We start from the raw sequence: 19,753 nt of genomic DNA, 5'->3' as shown, positions 1-19,753 counted from the left end.
ATGCCCAACTACAAGATTCTTATTCTCGGTGCGTCGTATGGTTCGCTTCTTGCGTCCAAAATGATGTTCGGCGGCCACAGCGTGAAACTTGTTTGTTTGCCGGCTGAGGCTGACCTTATCAATTCCGAAGGCTTTCGCGTGCGGATGCCGATCCGGGGCCGCAAGGAGCAGATCGAGATCGATTCCCGCAAGTTGCCGGGCAAGGTGTCTGCTTCCGGTCCGGCCGATATAAATCCTAAAGACTATGACCTGATCGGGCTGGCGATGCAGGAGCCGCAATACGGCTCGCCCGGTGTGCGCGAATTGCTCGATGCCGTGGCGAAGTCGCGTGTGCCGTGCATGTCGATTATGAACATGCCGCCGCTGCCTTACATGAAGCGTATACGCAATGTGAACAGCGAATTGCTCGGGCCAGCATACGCCATGCCTGCGGTATGGGACAGCTTCGATCCCGGCACGTTGACATTGTGCAGCCCGGATCCGCAGGCGGTCCGGCCTCCGGAGGAGAAGGTCAACATATTGCAAGTAACTTTGCCGACCAACTTCAAGGTTGCACGCTTTGACAACGAGAAGAGCAACGAGATCCTTCGCAACATCGAGAAGGATATCGATGCCGTTCGTTTCGATGCACCGGAAGGCAGGATCGAACTGCCGGTAAAATTGCGTGTTCACGACTCGCTTTTCGTGCCACTGGCCAAATGGGCGATGCTTCTGGCCGGCAATTACAGGTGTATCACCCAGGACGGCATGCGAACCGCACAGGAAGCGGTGCATGCCAATCTCGAGGATTCGCGTTCGATATACGAGTTCGTCCTGGACGTGTGCGTCAAGCTTGGTGCCTCGCGCGATGAACTTGTACCATTCGAGAAATATGCTGCGGCCGCGGAAAGCCTGTCGCGTCCGGCTTCGGCTGCGCGCGCGCTCAACAATGGCGCGATTAATATCGAACGTGCCGACAAGCTGGTGCAACTCGTCGCCCAACAACAAGGCATGAGCCATCCCCTGCTCGACGCCATTGTTATCCTGGTGGATGAAAGAATCGCTGCAAACCGCAGGAAGGCGGCGGCGGCCTGACAGATCAATGGTCGACAACGGATTCGAAGCGATTCGAATCGTGAGTGATACGACCACCTGCTTAAATAATGCGGAAGAAGACAGAGGAGGGGCTGTCGGTATGACTTCGTGCGCAATATTGACGGTTAGGCCAAATCGTTAGAGCTGCCGTTGAACGTCTGTCGGCAGGAAGGCGACGACTTCGCCTGCTGTCTGACCGCTCGCCCGGTGGCCGAAGCCAACCTCAAGGCGGAGGGCCTAGAGGCCACCACGGCGAACGCTCAGAGCATCGCCTTGGCTGTACAGCACGGCCTCAAGAACCATGAGGGGAAAGGTGTTGAGATAGTTGGCGAGGCGCGCCCGGCGAAGTGGCGGCTACATACCAACTGAGGTGCTTCCTAAACCATAATATAGATGGGAAATTGGCGGCCAACGACCAATATCAGCAGCGTGTCGGCTTTCTCCTCCCTCCCGGCACATTGTACTTCGGCCCCAGCCTTCCCCCCGGCGCTGGGGCCGATTCTTTTGGCACTCAAGAAACATGTCAGGGGCGTTTGAGATTGTTGGCGAGGCCAGACCGGCGCGCTGGCGGATCAGGCCAACCTAAACCATTGTGCCGGCTTGGCTAATCCAAAAAATCCAGGCGGGAAGGTTTTGTCAGGGCATGTCCGCCGGGCTTCCAGTGCAGGACGTGGACGATCCGTGCCTGCAAGTGTCGTCCCGAAGTGTCGTCCTGGTCGATCGCGTTCATGACACAAGCGATGAAGTGAGATCTTTGCCTGGCGGTGCCATCGACTTGGCAAAGCGGTGTTCGGAATGGATCGGGCTCATTAAGGGACATGCATGACGATCCCCCTGCGACCCCCAAGGGGGGCATGTCCAGCCCTGCTTCGGGCGCATTGATGGCCTCCGCCGGGCGGGGGACAAGCCCGCCAAATAGTGATATTCGAGCGTCTCGCGAAACTAGGGAATACCGGGAAGGACGCCCATGACCGTGCATACTGGAAGGCATTTTCTGCAGATTCCGGGACCGACCAACGTGCCGGACCGGGTGCTGCGCGCCATGGACATGCCGACCATGGACCACCGGGGTCCTGAATTCGCCGAGATCGGTCATGCGGTGTTGGGCGCCATGCAGCGGGTGTTCCGCACCAAGCAGCCGGTCATCATCTATCCGTCGTCCGGTACCGGCGCCTGGGAGGCGGCCATCGTCAATACGCTGCAGCCCGGCGACAAGGTGCTGATGGCCGAGACCGGGCAGTTTGCCGTGCTGTGGCGCGGCATTGCCGCCAAATTCAAGCTCGACGTCGATTTCCTGCCGGGCGACTGGCGCCATGGCGCCGATCTCGAGCAGCTTGAAGCGCACCTGACGGCCGATCGCCAGCACAAGATCAAGGCCGTCATGATCGTGCACAACGAGACCTCGACCGGCTGCGTCACCCATCCGCTCGAAGTCCGCAACATCCTTGATCGCGTCAAGCATCCGGCGCTGTTCATGGTCGACACCATCTCCGGTCTCGGTTCGCTGGAATATGAGCACGATGCTTGGGGCATCGACGTTTCGGTGGCCGGCTCGCAAAAGGGCCTGATGCTGCCGCCGGGCCTTGGCTTCAATGCCGTCTCAGAAAAGGCAATCGCGGTGGCGAAGGCCAACCCGGCGATGCGCTCCTATTGGGATTGGCAGGAAGTCATCGCGATCAACAAGGCGGGCACCTGGCCCTATACGCCCGCGACCAACCTGCTGTTCGGGTTGCGCGAGGCGGTCAAGATGCTCGAGGAAGAGGGGCTGGAGAACGTCTTTGCCCGCCACAAGCGTCACAGCGCCGCGACCCGCGCGGCCGCCAAGGCCTGGGGTCTGGAAACCCAGTGTCAGGAGCAGGGCGCGCATTCGCCCGCACTGACCGGCGTGGTGATGCCGGAAGGCCATGATGCCGACGCCTTCCGCAAGGTCGTGCTGGAAAACTTCGACATGTCGCTCGGCACCGGCCTGAACAAGATCAAGGGCAAGGTGTTCCGGATCGGCCATATCGGTCATTTCAACGATCTGATGCTGATGGGAACGCTGTCGGGCGTCGAGATGGGTCTCGATCTCGCCAAGGTGCCGCATCGCGGCGGTGGCGTGCTGGCGGCGATGGAAGTTCTTAAAGGACGCGACATCGTGCCGATGCCGAAATCCGCCGTCGCCTGAGCAGGTCCTCGACCCAACAACACAAGAACAGAAAGAGCTGCGATGAACGCCCCGGTAGCTGCGACCGAAGACCTGATCTATTCCGTCGAGGACGGCATTGCCCGGCTGACGTTCAACCGTCCGCAGGCACGCAACGCGCTGACGTTTGCGATGTACGAGCAGATGGCTTCGATCTGTGAGGCCGTCAACAAGGACCGCTCGATCAAGGTGATGATCCTGACCGGCGCGGGAGACAAGGCGTTCGCGTCGGGGACCGATATTTCGCAGTTCCGCGCCTTCAAGACCGCGGAAGACGCGCTCGAATACGAGGAGCGGATCGATCGTGTGCTCGGCACGCTCGAAAAGGTCCGGGTGCCGACGATTGCGGCGATTGCCGGCGCCTGCACCGGCGGCGGTGCGGGGATTGCCGCCTGTTGCGATATCCGGATCGGCACTGCGGCGACGCGCATCGGCTTTCCGATCGCGCGCACGCTGGGCAACTGCCTGTCGATGTCCAACATCAGCCGGGTCGTCGCGCTGGTCGGGCCGGCACGGACCAAGGACCTGATTTTCACCGCGCGGCTGATCGAGGCGCCCGAGGCGCTGTCGCTCGGTCTGCTCAACGAAGTGGTGCCTGACGTGCCGGCGCTGCAACGCCGCACCGATGAAACCGCCAAGCTCGTTGCCGGCCATGCGCCGATCACGATGGAAACCGCCAAGGAAGCGGTGCTCCGTCTCCGCCGCACACTGTCGCGCGAGGAAGGCCGGGATCTGATTCTGCGTGCCTACATGAGCGAGGATTTCCGCGAGGGGATGGATGCCTTCCTCAACAAGCGTACGCCGAACTGGAAAGGCCAATAGCTCAAGCATTGGTGTTTGCGCGCGCCGTCAGCCGGCGACCGAGCCATGAAGGACGCAAATCCAAACGCCATAATTGGGCTGATCGCGTGCATGGCACGCGACCCACAAACACGCCCATACCCATCACCCTGCGCCGCAACTCCCGTTGCGGGCTTTCGGCTTCACGGCGTCCGGCGCCACGATGACAATCGCAGTCGTGAGGCCACTGGATTTCGGACTTACAAGCCACATCCGCCGCCTTGCGATACCCTAGAACTCTACTGCTTCCCTCATATGAACGATTGGCCTAATCCTAGGCGGCTCGCGGTGTAGCCCCGCTCTAATATAGGTCGCCACCATGGTTCGTGGTCGATATACCAGTCCACCGTCTTTGCTATTCCTTTTTCAAAGTTTTCTTCCGAGCGCCAACCCAGCTCACGCTCCAGCTTCGAGGCATCAACGGCATAGCGTTTGTCATGACCAGGACGGTCGGCCACAAAGGTGATCAGGTGCCTACGTGAGCCGGTCGCGCTCGGCGAAAGCTCATCCAGCAGATCGCAAATAGTCTCTACCACATGCAGGTTGGTGCGTTCGTTGCCTCCACCCACGTTGTATGTCTCGCCTAGCACGCCGCGTTCGAGCACGAGGGTCAGAGCTATGGCGTGGTTCTCGACCTAGAGCCAATCGCGAACGTTTTTGCCATCCCCGTAGACCGGCAGGGGCGCGCCTGCGAGTCTTTTGATGATCACGTGCGGGATCAACTTTTCGGGAAAGTGGTAAGGTCCGTAATTATTCGAACAGTTGGTGACCAGAGTTGGCAGCTCGTAGGTCTCGCGCCAAGCCCGGACCAGATGGTCCGATGAGGCCTTGCTGGCGGAATAAGGTGAACTAGGAGCATAAGCGGTGGCTTCTGTGAAGCGACCGTCCGCGCCGAGTGAGCCAAAACACCTCGTCCGTGGAAATGTGAAGGAAGTGGAAACACGCGCGCTTCTCGCCGGATAGCGAGCGCCAATGGCGCAGAGCTTCTTGCAGTAGCGTGAAGGTGCCTACAACGTTGGTCTGGAGGAAATTGCTGGGGCTATCGATCGAGCGATCGACGTGGCTTTCAGCCGCAAGGTTCATCACCGCGCGGGTTGATACTTCTCGAAGCACTTCCGCAGCGCTGGTCCATCGCAGATGCATTGTTGCTCGAAGGCGTAACGTGGATTGGTGGTCGCGTCGGGCAGCGAGTCTAAATTTGCGGCATAAGTCAGTTTGTCGACGTTGACGACCCGCGCTTGGGTATCGCGGCAATAAATGCCGGACGACCGCCGAGCCGATAAGGCCCACGCCGCCGGTTACGAAAACAGTGAAGTCCCTGAACCGTGTCACGTCTGCCCCGGCATCAGAATTTTACGTATTGAATGACTGTGCAATTGACATCAAATATTCGCCATAGCGGCTCTTCACGCTGCGTTGAGCCGCCTTCTCGAATTCTTCCAATGAAATATAACCTTGGCGCAGCGCGATCTCTTCGGAGCAGGCGCTACGCAAGCCCTGCCGTTCGGTAGCTCGAAGCGTGTGCCGTTGCCGGCGTCGGCCGCACCAAGACCTATGAGGCTATTTCTTCAGGTGCACTGAAGGCGCGTAGCCCCGCTTCTTGAGCATGTCCTTCAACTCAAACGGAGTTTGTTCTGCCCAAATGCGAATAGTGCAGCGAGCTCGCTCAAGCAGGACCGCGAAGGCGGATCGATCCAGGTTCGGGACGTTTGCTGACAAGATTTCTATTAGTGCTCTACAATCGTCGATGGCTCGATGCGCTTGGTGGAAGAGGCCGAGGCCGGCTAGCAGATATCCTAGTCGAGACCCGTCAAACCCGTGCTTTCGCCACTCGACTTCTGTCGCTGAACAGGCCCAGGGCTTCCTCTCGAATTGGGGCCAATAGCGCTCCGCAAACTTTCGGTCGAAGTTCGCATTGTGAGCTACGATCAGAACTGCATCGGAGATGAAAGACGCAACGGCTTCTGGGTCGATACGATGACCCGACACCATTTCTTCATCGGTAATGCCAGTGAGTTCGCTAATTTCTTCCGGTATTGGGATTGAGGGTTCGTTGAAACCGGAAAACACATCGGTAATGGCTGCTATTCCGTCGTCCGGCAGATAGGTGAACTTGACCATGGCAGGTTCAATGACTTCGGCCTGCATCGTATTGAGGGCCGTGGTCTCGACGTCGAGTAAGATGCCGGTCTTTATAGCTTGCCCATCGCAGGACGCAATTCAGTTCGAGGAGCCAGTCTGCGGAGCACTCGATAGTCCGGGGATTTCGCCAGCGTCTCGGCCATCAAGGCTAGATCGGTGCGGTCCGATGACATAGGGTTCAACCATAGGTGGGCTATGCGGGGCTACTAGCTTACACGATGAATGGTTCATTCTAATCTGGCTCAGTCAGGGATTTCATCGATCAGAGCGCTGAAATACGTCGCGAAATTCAGTAAGGAGGAGGTACATGACTAAGCGAGAACCCGGCTAGAACAAAGTCGAAATGGCTAAGGCCATGCGTCGGCCGCTTATCGTAAGACGCGTTCGCGGTTACATCGCAGGTGTTGAACTTCAGCCGACCATTCGCGGGCATAATGCCACGCAACCCTGCGACCACCGATCACCTCAACAAGGGATCGAGGAAGCGCAGATGCTGCCGCACGAAGACGGGGCGTAGATGCGCGTCGTCTGAGAATTTCGGCTCGCCCGCTCCGAAGAAGGGCGAGCAGTCCTCGCCGCTGCCGCAGATGTCGGGAGCGGGATCGAGTAGCGTCGCTCCAGTGTGGTCACCGATGGCGCGCAGCTTCGCGTTAACGGTGGCATAAACAGCTTGCAGTTCGGCCGTGGGTATTGGCTCCCCAACGTGGGGAGCGATCCGAAAGCCGGTCAGGCTGCGCGTTACCATCTCGCGGGGGCTAAAGCGGGGGTGTGCAGGCGCGGCCAGCACCAAATAGACCGTGGCTCGCTGGCTTTGTAACAAGCGCACATAGTGCTCAAGATTGAAGTAGAAGGCGTCCACGCCCTCCTTTGCGGTTAAGGGCAAACGCCTCCCTTCTACTTCCATCATCATGTCCTCGTTGATGTAGCCGCTCCATGCAGCACCAAGCACCACGGATTGCACTTTCTCACGCTGTACCAGGTCAAAAAGTATGCTGGGCAAATTGGCGCAGCGCGCGAATTTGTCGCGCTGGATCAGTCCCGGGACCGGGGCGCACCTCGGACCTGTCACGAAATAGGTGTTGGCGGCCAGCTGCCGTTCGTCGGCCAGTTGCTGCACCCTAGGCCCGTAGTGAAACAGCAGGCTGTCGCCGCTTAACGCCACCTTGCGCTCGCCGTAGCCAAGATGGGCCACCAAAGTCCAGCCGTGGTCTGACACCTCCATACCCTTGGTAGGCTTGAAGTCCGCATCGAGTCTGGCGTCGCCGACCTTCCGGATGTCGATCCCGGGAAGGGACGGAAAACGTTCCGGGAAACCACCCTTGATCCACACTGCCAATCCGCAGGCACCGAGAGCCGCCACGCAAGCTGCGACGATCAGGGTGCGACGGTGGCGGTGCCTCCCAAAGCGAACTGGATACTCGATGAAACGGTAGGTGGCCCAAGCAAGCAGGAAACTAGTAGCGACGAGCCCCAAGGCCATCAGAGGGGTCGGCGGCTTACCCAGGCGAATAATATTCGCATAGGAAATTAGGGGCCAGTGCCAGAGATAGAGCGGATAGCTTATCAGTCCGACGAACACGACGGCGCGGTTGGAAAAGACAAGCCGGTTCACCGTCGCCTCGGGGCCAGCTAGGATTACAGCTGCGGCTCCCGCCACCGGAAGCAGAGCAAGCCAGCCTGGAAAGCGCATCTCAGCCGTGAAGAGGGCCGCCGATGTCACAATGGCGGCTAAGCCGGCAAAGGAAATCCAGGACCGGACATTAGGCGAAAGGACCAACTGGCCTCGCCAAGCCAGGCCTGCTCCGGCCAAGAGCTCCCAGAAACGTGAGACGGGTAAGTAGAAGTCAGCGGAGATTTCGGTAATGGATAGCGCGACGTTGATTATGAAGGAGGCCAGGAACAGCACGGCCAGCAGTCGTCCCACCTTGGGCTTCAACCGGAAAGCCAACCACAGCAGGGCCGGCCAGAGGATGTAGAACTGCTCTTCGATACCCAAGGACCAGAGATGCAACAGCGGCTTATAGGTCGCGGCGCCATCGAAGTAGCCGCTTTCGCTCCATAGCACCATGTTGGAGAGGAAGCCTGCACCGAGAAACACATGCTTGCCGAGCTGCGCCAACTCATCCGGCGTCAGGGCGACAAAGCCGTAAGCCAATACGGCGGCCAAGCAAACAGCAAGCGCCGGGAAAATGCGCCTTATGCGCCGCTCATAGAACGCCGTGAATGAGAAGCGGTGCTCGGTTATCTCAGCGAAAAGGATTTTCGAGATGAGGAAACCGGAAATGACGAAGAAGACGTCTACGCCGACGTAGCCGCCGCTGACCACCTTCGGAAAGGCGTGATACAGCACGACAGAAACTACGGCAAACGCCCGCAGACCATCTATGTCCGGGCGGTAGTAGTCGGTTGCGTGCGGGGAGAGGGAGGGTTTCATCATGCTCCGCGCAGTGTCTCGGTCGCCTTGGAAGTTTGAAGAAGTACGGGTTGCGCGCATCGAGCCGATAGGCTCGGTGCTGTTCCACTGAGAAAAGTACACCGCCGCCGAAACGAGTTACCACGTTGCACAAAGTCCTGGGCTTCGCAATGCGGCGAGTTCATGTTGCGCACTATGCTAAACAGGGTTTCAACGCGGCGCCAGCACCGCTCCGCTGTTGGCATCGATGCCCAACGATCTGCAATCGAGCGCTTTGCTGCCGCCGAATCTCTCAAGATAGCTGCCGGGTTATGTTGAGGCCGGAACCGGGAAGGGGGCAGGGGGTCGACGCGCTGGAACGGCGCCCTCAGCTGGCTGCCGCAAAGGCTACGACGTGTAGCGTAGTTGTTGCCAATCTCGACCGTCTTTCACGCAATGTGACGCTTGTCGGTGACCTGATGGCCCAGTCCGGGCGGCGACGCCATTCCGCTTGGCAGTGCCAAGTCTTCGGTTGATAAGGAGCCCTGCAAGAAAAGTCGGCCACTGGCCGGCTTCTTCCATAACAGCTGATCGACGAACGAACGTGGCGACGTGCGATTGCCTATCTGCGCAGCGTCAACAGCGATCGGGCCTCGGAATTGAAGATCAGCGTTTCCTTATCCGGCAATTCGCCTTTACCGCGTCCCCGATAATCGTGGCGAAGTTCGTCGAGTACGAAAGCGGCAAAGGAGCCGACGCCATCGACAGGCGGCCTCAGTTAGCCGCCGCCTTGGCTGCTGCCAAAGCTTCGAAATGCTGCCTGGTGGTCTCTAAACTCGACCGGCTTTCCCGCGACGTGGCATCTGTGACTGGCCTTATGATCTAACGGGCGCCTTTTATTGTTGCCGAGCTAGGAAAGGATGGTGACCCGTTCATGCTACATATCTTCGCGGCCTTGGTGGAGAAGGGGCGGCGACTGAAAATCGCATGAGGCCCAGCTGTTTGGACAGGGACTGATCTTTTTCAATCTTGAAAACTGGTACGCAGCGCCGTGGATTGTCAGAACTGCGCTGAAGCTGACTGGATTTTATGGCCGCGCGCGTCGAAACGCTGACACGTCGTTGTCAAAAAACATAGCGTGGCTTTCGCCAATCTTCCTCCGGCATTTGACAATTTCACTATCCTTCACATCAGCGATCTGCATGCCGATATAAGTGTAGGCGCGATGCAGCATCTGGTTAGCTTGGTCGGCGGCCTTCACTACGACATTTGCGTTTTAACCGGTGACTATCGCGGCAAGACATATGGTCCATTCGAAAAAAGTCTAGAAATCATCAATGAACTGCAGGCCCAATTGAAGGGGCCAGTTTATGGGGTGCTCGGCAACCACGACAGCATCCGTATGGCCCCTTCAATGGAGGCCATGGGAATCTACATGCTGTTTAACGAGTGCGAACCGATTGTTCGTGACGGACAACGTATTTTCCTGGCCGGCGTTGACGATCCGCATTTCTATCGGGCAGACGACATTGAGAAAGCCGCGTCGCAAATTCCTTCAGATGCCTTTTCGATTTTGTTGGCGCACACGCCGGAAGTTTACGATCGAGCAATGAGCGCCAGATTCGATCTCATGTTATGCGGACAGGCTCATGGAGGACAGCTTTGCCTACCCGGTGGAATTCCGATCAAGCTGGAGGCAGCATTACCTAGATTCATGGGCGCTGGATCATGGCGACATGGCGCTCGCTTCGACTGCCATATCCTCGTGTTCAGCCGATCGCAAATGGCTGTCCGAGTGTCGACCATTGTGGCCGGTGCCTGCGCCTGCGCCCGAGTGCGATGCAAGCATAGCCGCTGGTCGGGCCGGCACGGGCTAAGGACTGATCCCACCGCGCGGCTGATCGAGGCGCCGTCGCTCGGCCTACTCAACGACGTGGTGCCTGACGTTCCTACGCAGCAGCGTCGTACCGATGAAGCCGCCAAACTCGTTGCCGGCCATGACCCGATCACGATGCAAAACCGCCAAGCAAGCGGCGCTCCGTAATCCGTCACATGCTGTCACGCGAAGAATGCAGAGATTTGATCCTGCGCGGTGCCATCCAACGAGACCCAGAGCATCTCCAAAAAGATCAAACAGGGAGTGACGACGTTGGCGACAGTTAAGTGGTTCAATCCGACAAAGGGCTCGGATTTATTCAGCCCGATACAGGCGGCAAGGGCGTATTCGTGCACATCTCGGCCGTCGAGGAAGCGGGGCTCAGCAACCTCAACGAGGGCGCCAAGGTAAGCTATGAAGTCGTCGCCAATTGCGGTCAAGACTCTGCCGAGAACCTTTGGTAGGTTGATCATATTTTAGGCTGAAATGTTTTTGTTCCCCGCAATTGTTTCTGCGGAAACGGAATCTTGCGAGGAGCGGACAGTCCCGGCTGAGGCCATGCGGTGTAATGCCCACGTGGCCTCCGTCATGCAATCATGGTGTTTCAATTTTGCCTACTTCACTGGGCGCATCGCGGCCGTGAATGTGCCAGACTCAAGTTTACACGGCCAGCCCTTCTCAATCGCGGCGGTGTCGTGGATGCTCGGTTGCCAGATAGTTGCGGATCCGCTCGACGATCTGCTCGGCGGCGTGCCCGTCTCCGTATGGATTTCTCGCGGTAGCCATCAGCCGGTAGGCCGTTTCATCCGTCAGCAGCCGTACCGCGTGCTCGACGATGGCGGGTGCATTCGGGCCGGTCAAAAGAGCGGTGCCGGCCGTGACGCCCTCGGGACGTTCGGTAGTGTCGCGCATGACAAGCACCGGCTTGCCCAGCGAGGGTGCTTCTTCCTGAACGCCGCCGGAGTCGGTCAGCACCAGCTTGCTGCGCGCCATCAGCGCTACGAAGTTGCGATAGCCCTGCGGCGCGATCAGCCGCACGTTCGGCAGGCCGCCGAGCAGCCGGTTGACGTGCGTCTGGACGTTGGGGTTGAGATGGACCGGGTAGACGAAACGATGATCCGGGAATCGCTCGGCCAGAATGACGATCGCCCGGCAGATCTGTTCGATGCCGTCGCCAAAATTTTCGCGGCGGTGTCCGGTGATGAGCACGGTCGGTACCTGCGCCCAGTCGGCGCCGAGAAGCTGGCTCAGCTCAGTGTCGATACCGGCGCGTATCGCCGGGTCGGCGGCCTGGCGTGCCACTTCGATGCGCAAGGCATCGATGACGGTGTTGCCGGTGACCGAAATTATTTCTTCCGGAACGTGCTCGCGGAGCAATGCCTCGCGCGCACCCTCGGTCGGCGCGAAGTGAAGCGCGACCAGCGGCGTGGCGAGCTTGCGGTTCGCCTCCTCGGGGAACGGCGACCAGATGTTGCCGGTGCGCAGCCCCGCTTCGACATGACCGATCGGGATGCGCCGGTAGAAGCAGGCGAGTGATGCTGCAAGGACGGTGGTGGTGTCGCCCTGTACCAGCGCCATATCCGGCTGTGCCGTTTCCAGCCAGCCGTCGATGCCGGTCATGAGTCTGGCGGTCAGTCCTGCCAGTGTCTGGTTGGGTCGCATCACGTCGAGGTCGGCGTCGACCGCGAAGCCGAAGGTATCGGCGACCTGACGGAACATCTCCTTGTGCTGGCCTGTCGCCACCACAGTGCAATGAAAGTCGCTGGAACTGCGCAGCGCTGCCACGACGGGGGCGAGCTTTACCGCTTCCGGGCGCGTGCCCATGAAGACCAAGATGTTGCGTGTTTTTCTCACCGTTTCAAGCCGCCCTCGAAATTGTTAAGGGCTCCCAAATTGTTTCATGAAGATCGGGCACAAAGGATGGGGCGGGCGATCGATCTTGATCAGCAAAATGATCCATCAGGATTTTAAGCCGAATTGGAAGCTGGCCATTTGTGGGCGAAGGAGGAAGCTCAGTCGCCCGCCAATTTCGTCGCAAATCGCGTGACAATGCAAGCTTTCGATTTGTAATTCGCTCAAGGTAAGCATTTCGTCCCCGCAGTCCATCTGCAGGAACAATAATCTTGTTATTCTAAGAGACCGGACTCGTTAAATTCTGCATTTCGATATCAAGCTTTACGCGAGATTCACTATTGAGCTTACCGTTGGTAAGTGAGTGTCGCGAACTGGTACCAGCGCAACGCCGGGGAGTGCCTGATCTTCTACGCTTCGGCCGGCGTTGGTGCCGACAAAACGGGGGGCATCATAGGAACCGCCGCGTCCCAGAATTCGTGAGCACCGAAATCCGAAAGGTTGAGCCGATCGGGACTGACTGGTCCGGCTCTATTTCGCGGTGCCTCGTGGCGGCGCATGGGACGATCAGTGCACCATCATCATATCGGTCTCAGGGCTACCAGACGCGCTGGACTTTACGGTGATGTCCGTACGTGAAATCGCCGAAGAGACGGGTGTAGCCCGGATCCCTCATCGGAGAATAGTGTCATGGCAGAGCCGACACCCTCCGATTCAAGCGAGCGGTGCGTTAGTTCGCCACGAGCGGCACGGGGAACGGCGGTTCAAGGAAAGGACCTCGATTTCCTCGGCGCAGGCGATACCCTGACGCTGGCCTCGTGATCGACCTGCCGCACATCGACGACACCGACCACGCCGGCATCGGACTGTTCCGCACCGAACAGTTCATGGTCGGCCAGAGCCTGCCGCGCACCTCGGACCAGCTCGCGCTCTATCGTTACACGATCTCCTGATCGTGTGAGCGGATCCCGGACCTAGCATTCGACCAGTCGCGCGGGCTCAAGGCGGGCCCGCGCTTTTTTGAACCGCGCTTTGCCGTCTCATGCGAAAGTCATAGCGCAGCGGCTGCGGTCCGGCTTGAACTCAGCGCCATTCCCCCGCACAATAGGGTGGGAATTCGATCCAATTTTATCAAACAGAACAATGACATAGGGAAGAAGCGCGTGGGACATATTCTGAGAGCCGCGGCCGCCTTGACGGCCATAATCGCCAGCGCGCCGGCTTTTGCCGCCTGGGAGCCGATCAAGCCGGTCGAAATCGTGGTCGCGGCGGGCGCCGGCGGCGCTTCCGACCAGATGGCGCGCATGATGCAGGCGGCGATCCAGAAGAACAATCTGATGAAGCAGCCGATCGTGGTGTCGCTGAAGGGTGGTGCGTCCGGCGCCGAAGCGCTGATGTACATGAAATCCAGCGACGGCGACGCAAACAAGGTGCTGATCGCGTACTCCCTGATTTACATGTTGCCGTTGTCGGCGAAAATTCCCTTCAACTGGCGCGAACTGACCCCGGTGTCGGTGATCGCGCTCGATCAGTTCGTGTTGTGGGACAACGCGGAGGGGCCGAAGAGCGTGAAGGAGTTCATCGCGGCCGCGAAGGCTGCGAGCTCGCCGTTCAAGATGGGTGGCACCGGCTCCAAGCGCGAAGATCACGTGCTGACCGTCTTCATGGAGCAGAAGACCGGCGCGAAATTCTCCTACCTGCCGTACAAGTCCGGCGGCGAGGCGGCGACGCAACTGGTCGGCAATCACACCGAATCCAACGTCAACAACCCCTCTGAGAATCTCGAGGTCTGGCGCGCCGGCCAGGTCCGCGCGCTCTGCGTGTTCGACAAGGAGCGCATCGCCTACAAGACCAAGGTCACCGAGACGCAATCCTGGAACGACATCCCGACCTGCAAGGAGGAAGGGCTCGACGTGCAGTATCTGATGCTGCGCGCCATGTTCCTGCCCGGCAAGGTGACGCCGGAACAGCAGGCGTTCTATGTCGACCTGTTCCAGAAGGTGACACAGACGGCCGAGTACAAGGACTACATGGAGAAGCAGGCGCTGAAGCCGATCTTCTTGACCGGCAAGGATATGGTGCAATTCCTCGAGGACGACGACAAGCTCAATGCCTCGCTGATGAACGAAGCGGGATTCGTCGCGAAGTAAGGCCGTCGGCCTGCCGCGCCGGCCGATTTCCGGCTACGTCACTTGTCGCCAGGACCGTATCCTGCGATCCTGCCGAGAACGTTCTTGATTTCCTCCTTCGGAAGCAACCGCGGCGCGCCGATTTGCAGGCAGCCGTGGTATTGCCGCGCCAGCGCCTCGACCTCGACCGCAAGCCACATCGCCTTAGACAGCGACGGCCCGACCGCGATCATGCCGTGATGCTCGATCAGGCAGGCGAGCCGACCTTCGAGCGCTTCGACCGCGTGCGCCGACAGCTCCTGCGTGCCGAAGGTCGCATAGGGCGCGACGCGGATGGTGTCGCCGCCGGCGCAGGCAATCATGTAGTGGATCGGCGGTATCTCGAGATTCATGATCGCCAGGATCGTCGAATAGGGCGGATGCGCGTGGACCACGGCGTTGACCTCGGGCCGCGCCCGCAGGATATCGAGATGAAACCGCCACTCGCTCGACGGGCGCTGGGAGGGATCGTGCGAGCCGTCGAGGCTCATGAACACGATCTGCTCGGGCTGCATCGTCTCGTAGGGCACGCTGGTCGGCGTGATCAGCAGGCCGCTGTCATGGCGCAGGCTGATATTGCCCGAGGTGCCCTGATTGATTCCCAGTGCATTCATGCTGCGGCAGGCGTCGATGATGGATTGGCGCTTGTCCCTGTCATTCGTGGTCGGCATTTCAAGGTCCCTTGTACCCTGCGGAGAATGCTTGATTATTGCGTCGCAGTATAGTCGAACATCTGCTGCGACGAGTTGATCGGGAGTACCCATGACCAGTGCCGTTACCCATGCTGTTCTTGGCATCATCGGCGGATCCGGCATCTACGACTTGCCGGGGCTGGAGGACGTCCGCGACGAGAGAATCGAAAGCCCCTGGGGCGAGCCATCCGCGGTACTCACGCGTGGCGTGATCGCGGGCTTGCCGATCGTGTTCCTGCCGCGGCACGGCAAGGGACATGTACTGTCGCCCTCCGACATCAACTACCGCGCCAATATCGACGTGCTGAAGCGGGCAGGGGTCACCGACCTGGTTTCGCTCTCGGCCTGCGGTTCGTTCAGGGAGGAACTGCCGCCCGGCACGTTCGTGCTGGTCGATCAGTTTGTCGACCGTACCCACAAGCGCGAAAGCTCTTTCTTCGGCAGGGGCTGCGTCGCCCATGTCTCGATGGCCCATCCGGTGTCGCCACGGCTGCACATGCATCTGGCGGCGGCCGCCAAGGCCGAAGGCATCGCGGCGGTGCAGGGCGGCACCTATGTCTGCATGGAAGGCCCGCAGTTCTCCTCGCTCGCCGAGAGCCTGACCTACAAGGCGCAGGGCTATTCGGTGATCGGCATGACCAACATGCCAGAGGCCAAACTCGCCCGCGAGGCCGAGATCTGTTACGCCAGCGTGGCGATGGTCACCGATTTCGATTGCTGGCATCCGCATCATGATGCCGTTACCGTCCAGGATATCATTCGCGTGTTGAATTCGAATGCCGAGAAAGCCAGGGGATTGGTTGCGCGTCTCGCCCGCGATTTTCCACGCCAACACGAGCCATGCCCGATCGGCTCCGACCGGGCGCTTGACTCAGCCTTGATTACCGCGCCGGATGTGCGCGATCCGGCCCTGTTGAAGAAGCTCGACGCGGTGGCCGGGCGGGTGTTGCGCTCATGAAGGTCGACGGCCGGCATTTCCGCAGCATATGGCTGGAACCGGACGGCTGGTCGGTGGGAGCGATCGACCAGCGGCGCCTGCCGCATGAGTTCGTGATTGCGCGCCTTGAGACCGCTCAGGCTGCAGCGGAGGCGATCCGCACCATGCTGGTACGCGGGGCGCCGTTGATCGGGGCGACCGCCGCCTACGGCATGGCGCTGGCGATGCGCGACGATCGTTCCGACGCCGGCATCGACCGTGCCTACCAGTTGCTGATCGCGACGCGGCCGACGGCCATCAATCTGAAATGGGCGCTCGATGAAATGACGCACGCGATCAAGCCGGCGCCGCCTTCCCAGCGCGCGCCCATCGCCTATGCTCGGGCGGCGGAAATTGCCGAACAGGATGTCGCGATCAACCGCGATATCGGCCAGCATGGTCTGGCGTTGATCGAGGCGATCGCCACCACCAAGGCGCCGGGCGAGGCGATCAACATCCTGACCCATTGCAACGCCGGATGGCTGGCGACGGTCGATTGGGGGACCGCGACGGCGCCGATCTATCTGGCGCATGATCGCGGCCTGAAGATTCACGTCTGGGTCGACGAAACCCGGCCGCGCAATCAGGGCGCTTCGCTCACTGCTTGGGAACTCGGCCACCACGGCGTCCCGCACACAGTGATCGCCGACAACACCGGCGGCCATCTGATGCAGCACGCCATGGTCGATCTCGCGATCGTCGGAACCGACCGAGTGACCGCCAATGGCGACGTCTGCAACAAGATTGGAACTTATCTGAAGGCGCTCGCAGCCTACGACAATGGCGTTCCGTTCTATGTTGCGCTGCCGTCGCCGACCATCGACTTTAGTATCGACGATGGCATCAGGCAGATCCCGATCGAGCAGCGCGCCGCGGACGAGGTCGCCACCATGATCGGCCGTACCGCCGACGGCCGCATCGAAACGGTGCGCGTGGTGCCCGCAGGTTCGCCGGTCGCCAATTATGCCTTCGATGTCACGCCGGCCCGGCTGGTGACGGGCCTGATCACCGAGCGCGGCGTGTTGCGGCCCGATCGTGCTGCACTTGCGAGCGCGTTTCCGGACCGCGCCTGATATCATTGACGCTTGGTATACCAGCACGCTATCCCCTCTGCCGAACGATACTTGCCGGGATAAGCGTGATCCATGTCCAATACCGATATCGAAATTGTCGTCGATGACCCGACCGCGCCGGAGGCGGATTCGCTGGCGGTGACGTCTACCGGCATCGTCGACGTCGTGGTGTCGCTGTTGTTGCTCGCGCTCGCGGTGACGCTCGGATGGGACAACTGGCGTACCGGGGCTGCCTGGGATTCGACCGGTCCGCAGCCCGGCTATTTTCCGTTCTATCTCTGCGTGATCCTCGGCGGCGCCAGCCTCTACGGCCTCGCGGCGGCCTTCCTGTCGCGCAAGGAAGCCGCGGAAGTTTTCGTCACCCGGGCACAGCTTCGCCGGGTCATGGCGGTGTTCGTGCCGACGTTCCTGTTCTGCCTCGCCACGCAATATCTCGGGCTCTATGTCGCAAGCTTCCTCCTGATTGCGGGCTTCATGCGGATGGTCGGCAAGATCGCCCTGTGGAAGTCGCTGCTGACCGCCGTCATCTTCACCGCAGTGATGTTCCTGACCTTCGACATCGCCTTCGACGTCATCATGCCGAAGGGGCCGCTCGAAGCGGCCTTTGGCCACTAACAGATCGACAGGACCTGAATAATGGAAGCCTTCGGTCTACTCGTGCACGGCTTTGCCGTGCTCCTGACATGGAAGACGCTGCTGCTGATGATGGTCGGGCTGGTGCTCGGCATTTTCGTCGGCGTGCTGCCGGGCCTCGGCGGCCCCAACGGCGTGGCGATCCTTTTGCCGCTGACCTTCACCATGGATCCGACCTCGGCGATCGTGATGCTGTCCTGCATCTACTGGGGCGCGTTGTTCGGCGGCGCCATCACCTCGATCCTGTTCAACATTCCCGGCGAAGCCTGGTCGGTCGCCACCACTTTCGACGGCTATCCGATGGCGCAACAGGGCAGGGCGGCGGAAGCGCTGACGGCGGCCTTCACCTCGTCTTTCATCGGCTCGCTGGTCGCGGTGCTGCTGATCACGTTTCTGGCGCCGATGATCTCGTCGTTCGCGCTGAAATTCGGGCCGCCGGAATTCTTCGCGGTTTATCTGCTCACCTTCTGCTCCTTTGTCGGCCTCGGCCGCGAGGCCAAGCACAAGACCGTCATTTCGATGTCGCTCGGCTTGCTGCTCGCAGGCATCGGCATGGACACCGTATCCGGCCAGCTGCGCATGACTTTCGGCTCCACCGAACTGCTGCGCGGCATCAACTTCCTGGTCGCGGTCATCGGCCTGTTCGGCATCAGCGAAATCCTGCTGACGATGGAGGAGCGCCTGGCGCTGCGCGGCCACGCTGCCGGGATCTCGCTTCGCGTGGTGCTGTCGGTGTGGAAGGACCTGCCGAAATACTGGGTGACGCTGCTGCGTTCGTCGTTCATCGGCTGCTGGCTCGGCATCACACCGGGCGGGGCCATCGCAGCCTCATTCATGGGGTACAACCTCGCCAAGCGTTTTTCCAAGGACCCGGACAGCTTTGGCAAGGGCCGCATCGAGGGCGTGTTCGCGCCGGAAACCGCGGCCCATGCATCCGGCACCGCAGCGCTGCTGCCGATGCTCGCACTCGGCATTCCCGGCTCCGGCACCGCGGCGATTTTGCTGGGCGGCCTGATGGTGTGGGGTCTCAACCCGGGGCCGTTACTGTTCGTCGAGCACAAGGACTTCGTCTGGGGTCTGATCGCCTCGATGTATCTCGGCAACGTCGTCGGACTGGTGTTGGTGCTGACGACGGTGCCGATCTTTGCCTCGATTCTGCGGGTGCCGTTCGCCGCCGTCGCCCCGATGATCGTGGTGTCCTGCGCGATCGGCGCCTACGCGATCCAGAACGCGATGTTCGACATCTGGCTGATGCTCGGCTTTGGCGTCGTCGGTTACGCCTTCAAGAAGATTGGTATTCCGCTGGCGCCGTTCACGCTGGCTCTGGTGCTCGGCAACCGCGCCGAGGACGCGTTCCGATTGTCGATGATCGGCTCCGGCGGCGACATGAAGGTGTTCTGGTCGAACGGCCTCGTCGGCTCGATCACGACGCTGGCCATCGTGCTGCTGTTCTGGCCTGTGATCGACAAGGCGTTTGGTAGCGTCACGCGAATGCTGCGGCCGGCTAAGGCACACGGATAGGGGTGCATAGAAATTTTTCTGGGAAAATGAAGTTATCTGCCGGCCAACTGGGCACAGAGGTCCGAGGGCGCCGATGCGGCGCGGGCCATCCCTGCGGCACGCACGACATCGAGCTGTACGTCGGCCGACGCTCCTAAGCGACGTCGACACCGACGCTTGTGCTCGCCAGTTCTTTTAGTCTTCGGGCGGACATTCTGGGCAGGTATCGCCGATCGAGTCGAGGACTTCCTCGATCGCAATGCCGGCCGCGTCGGACGAGACCCCAGGTGGTGTATTCTGGCGGACGATTTCGAAGATGCGCTCACGGCGTGCGGATCGGCCGGGTCTTGT

At 60.2% G+C, this 19,753-nt stretch carries 16 protein-coding genes and 3 pseudogenes; 12 read left to right on the top strand and 7 right to left on the bottom strand.

Going from position 1 to position 19,753, the window contains the following annotated elements:
• From FFI89_RS23360 to FFI89_RS23350, 3 genes are all read left to right on the top strand, one after another.
• A complete protein-coding gene (locus FFI89_RS23360; RefSeq protein ID WP_138829965.1) occupies positions 1–1,074 on the top strand; it encodes a hypothetical protein in 1,074 nt (357 codons plus the stop codon).
• A 967-nt stretch (positions 1,075–2,041) separates the two neighbouring features.
• Positions 2,042–3,241: an alanine--glyoxylate aminotransferase family protein gene (locus FFI89_RS23355; protein WP_138829964.1), complete on the top strand. Its 1,200-nt coding sequence runs from the start codon at positions 2,042–2,044 to the stop codon at positions 3,239–3,241.
• 42 nt (positions 3,242–3,283) lie between these two features.
• Complete coding sequence (locus tag FFI89_RS23350; protein ID WP_138829963.1) at positions 3,284–4,081, top strand: enoyl-CoA hydratase/isomerase family protein; 798 nt, start codon at positions 3,284–3,286, stop codon at positions 4,079–4,081.
• A gap of 269 nt (positions 4,082–4,350) precedes the next feature.
• On the opposite strand, the pseudogene FFI89_RS35395 reads toward FFI89_RS23350, so the two are convergent.
• The 5 genes and pseudogenes from FFI89_RS35395 to FFI89_RS23335 form a co-directional block, all read right to left on the bottom strand.
• Positions 4,351–4,968 (bottom strand): annotated as a pseudogene (locus tag FFI89_RS35395) (dTDP-glucose 4,6-dehydratase); the annotation flags it as partial.
• On the bottom strand, positions 4,949–5,389 hold the full coding sequence (locus FFI89_RS35390) for a GDP-mannose 4,6-dehydratase (RefSeq protein ID WP_371722528.1): 441 nt from the start codon (positions 5,387–5,389) through the stop codon (positions 4,949–4,951). The gene FFI89_RS35390 and the pseudogene FFI89_RS35395, both read right to left, overlap by 20 nt.
• A gap of 63 nt (positions 5,390–5,452) precedes the next feature.
• A pseudogene (locus FFI89_RS35385) lies at positions 5,453–5,605 on the bottom strand (glucose-1-phosphate thymidylyltransferase); the annotation flags it as partial.
• Positions 5,606–5,659: 54 nt separating this feature from the next.
• Positions 5,660–6,247 (bottom strand): 3'-5' exonuclease, encoded by a 588-nt coding sequence (locus tag FFI89_RS23340; RefSeq protein WP_246669233.1) that lies wholly within the window; start codon positions 6,245–6,247, stop codon positions 5,660–5,662.
• Between the two features lie 454 nt (positions 6,248–6,701).
• Complete coding sequence (locus FFI89_RS23335; RefSeq protein ID WP_168213006.1) at positions 6,702–8,678, bottom strand: acyltransferase family protein; 1,977 nt, start codon at positions 8,676–8,678, stop codon at positions 6,702–6,704.
• 472 nt (positions 8,679–9,150) lie between these two features.
• Here FFI89_RS23335 and FFI89_RS23330 point away from each other — a divergent pair, with 472 nt between their 5' ends.
• The 3 genes and pseudogenes from FFI89_RS23330 (at position 9,151) to FFI89_RS23320 (ending at position 10,973) form a co-directional block, all read left to right on the top strand.
• Positions 9,151–9,519, top strand: a complete 369-nt coding sequence (locus FFI89_RS23330; RefSeq protein WP_371722527.1) for a recombinase family protein — start codon at positions 9,151–9,153, stop codon at positions 9,517–9,519.
• Positions 9,520–9,771: 252 nt separating this feature from the next.
• Positions 9,772–10,677, top strand: coding sequence for a metallophosphoesterase (locus FFI89_RS23325; protein WP_246669231.1), 906 nt, complete (start codon positions 9,772–9,774; stop codon positions 10,675–10,677).
• Positions 10,678–10,773: 96 nt separating this feature from the next.
• Positions 10,774–10,973 (top strand): annotated as a pseudogene (locus FFI89_RS23320) (cold-shock protein).
• A 214-nt stretch (positions 10,974–11,187) separates the two neighbouring features.
• Here the strand turns inward: FFI89_RS23320 and wecB are convergent.
• On the bottom strand, positions 11,188–12,333 hold the full coding sequence (gene wecB, locus FFI89_RS23315) for a non-hydrolyzing UDP-N-acetylglucosamine 2-epimerase (protein ID WP_138835595.1): 1,146 nt from the start codon (positions 12,331–12,333) through the stop codon (positions 11,188–11,190).
• 845 nt (positions 12,334–13,178) lie between these two features.
• Between wecB and FFI89_RS35255 the strand changes: the two genes are divergently transcribed.
• Together FFI89_RS35255 and FFI89_RS23310 are read left to right on the top strand one after the other, a co-directional pair.
• Complete coding sequence (locus FFI89_RS35255; RefSeq protein WP_256379151.1) at positions 13,179–13,313, top strand: hypothetical protein; 135 nt, start codon at positions 13,179–13,181, stop codon at positions 13,311–13,313.
• A gap of 222 nt (positions 13,314–13,535) precedes the next feature.
• A complete protein-coding gene (locus FFI89_RS23310; protein WP_371722526.1) occupies positions 13,536–14,510 on the top strand; it encodes a Bug family tripartite tricarboxylate transporter substrate binding protein in 975 nt (324 codons plus the stop codon).
• A 38-nt stretch (positions 14,511–14,548) separates the two neighbouring features.
• Here FFI89_RS23310 and FFI89_RS23305 read toward each other — a convergent pair whose 3' ends face one another.
• The gene (locus tag FFI89_RS23305; protein ID WP_138829960.1) at positions 14,549–15,199 is read right to left on the bottom strand and encodes a class II aldolase/adducin family protein; all 651 of its coding nucleotides are present in this window, start codon (positions 15,197–15,199) and stop codon (positions 14,549–14,551) included.
• Between the two features lie 91 nt (positions 15,200–15,290).
• On the opposite strand from FFI89_RS23305, the gene FFI89_RS23300 reads away from it, so the two are divergent.
• From FFI89_RS23300 to FFI89_RS23285, 4 genes are all read left to right on the top strand, one after another.
• Positions 15,291–16,178: an S-methyl-5'-thioadenosine phosphorylase gene (locus FFI89_RS23300; protein ID WP_138829959.1), complete on the top strand. Its 888-nt coding sequence runs from the start codon at positions 15,291–15,293 to the stop codon at positions 16,176–16,178.
• Positions 16,175–17,269 (top strand): S-methyl-5-thioribose-1-phosphate isomerase, encoded by a 1,095-nt coding sequence (mtnA, locus tag FFI89_RS23295; RefSeq protein ID WP_138829958.1) that lies wholly within the window; start codon positions 16,175–16,177, stop codon positions 17,267–17,269. The genes FFI89_RS23300 and mtnA overlap by 4 nt, the downstream gene beginning before the upstream one ends.
• Positions 17,270–17,341: 72 nt before the next feature.
• Entirely contained in the window at positions 17,342–17,884 is a 543-nt protein-coding gene (locus FFI89_RS23290; protein WP_138829957.1) for a tripartite tricarboxylate transporter TctB family protein, read from the top strand.
• Between the two features lie 21 nt (positions 17,885–17,905).
• Positions 17,906–19,423, top strand: coding sequence for a tripartite tricarboxylate transporter permease (locus FFI89_RS23285; protein WP_138829956.1), 1,518 nt, complete (start codon positions 17,906–17,908; stop codon positions 19,421–19,423).
• The last annotated feature ends 330 nt before the right edge of the window (positions 19,424–19,753 follow it).

It is taken from the genome of Bradyrhizobium sp. KBS0727, assembly GCF_005937885.2.
In the GTDB taxonomy this organism is placed as follows: domain Bacteria; phylum Pseudomonadota; class Alphaproteobacteria; order Rhizobiales; family Xanthobacteraceae; genus Bradyrhizobium.
The sequence above is the reverse complement of the archived record's forward strand: the minus strand, read 5'-3'. Positions and strand labels throughout refer to the sequence as shown.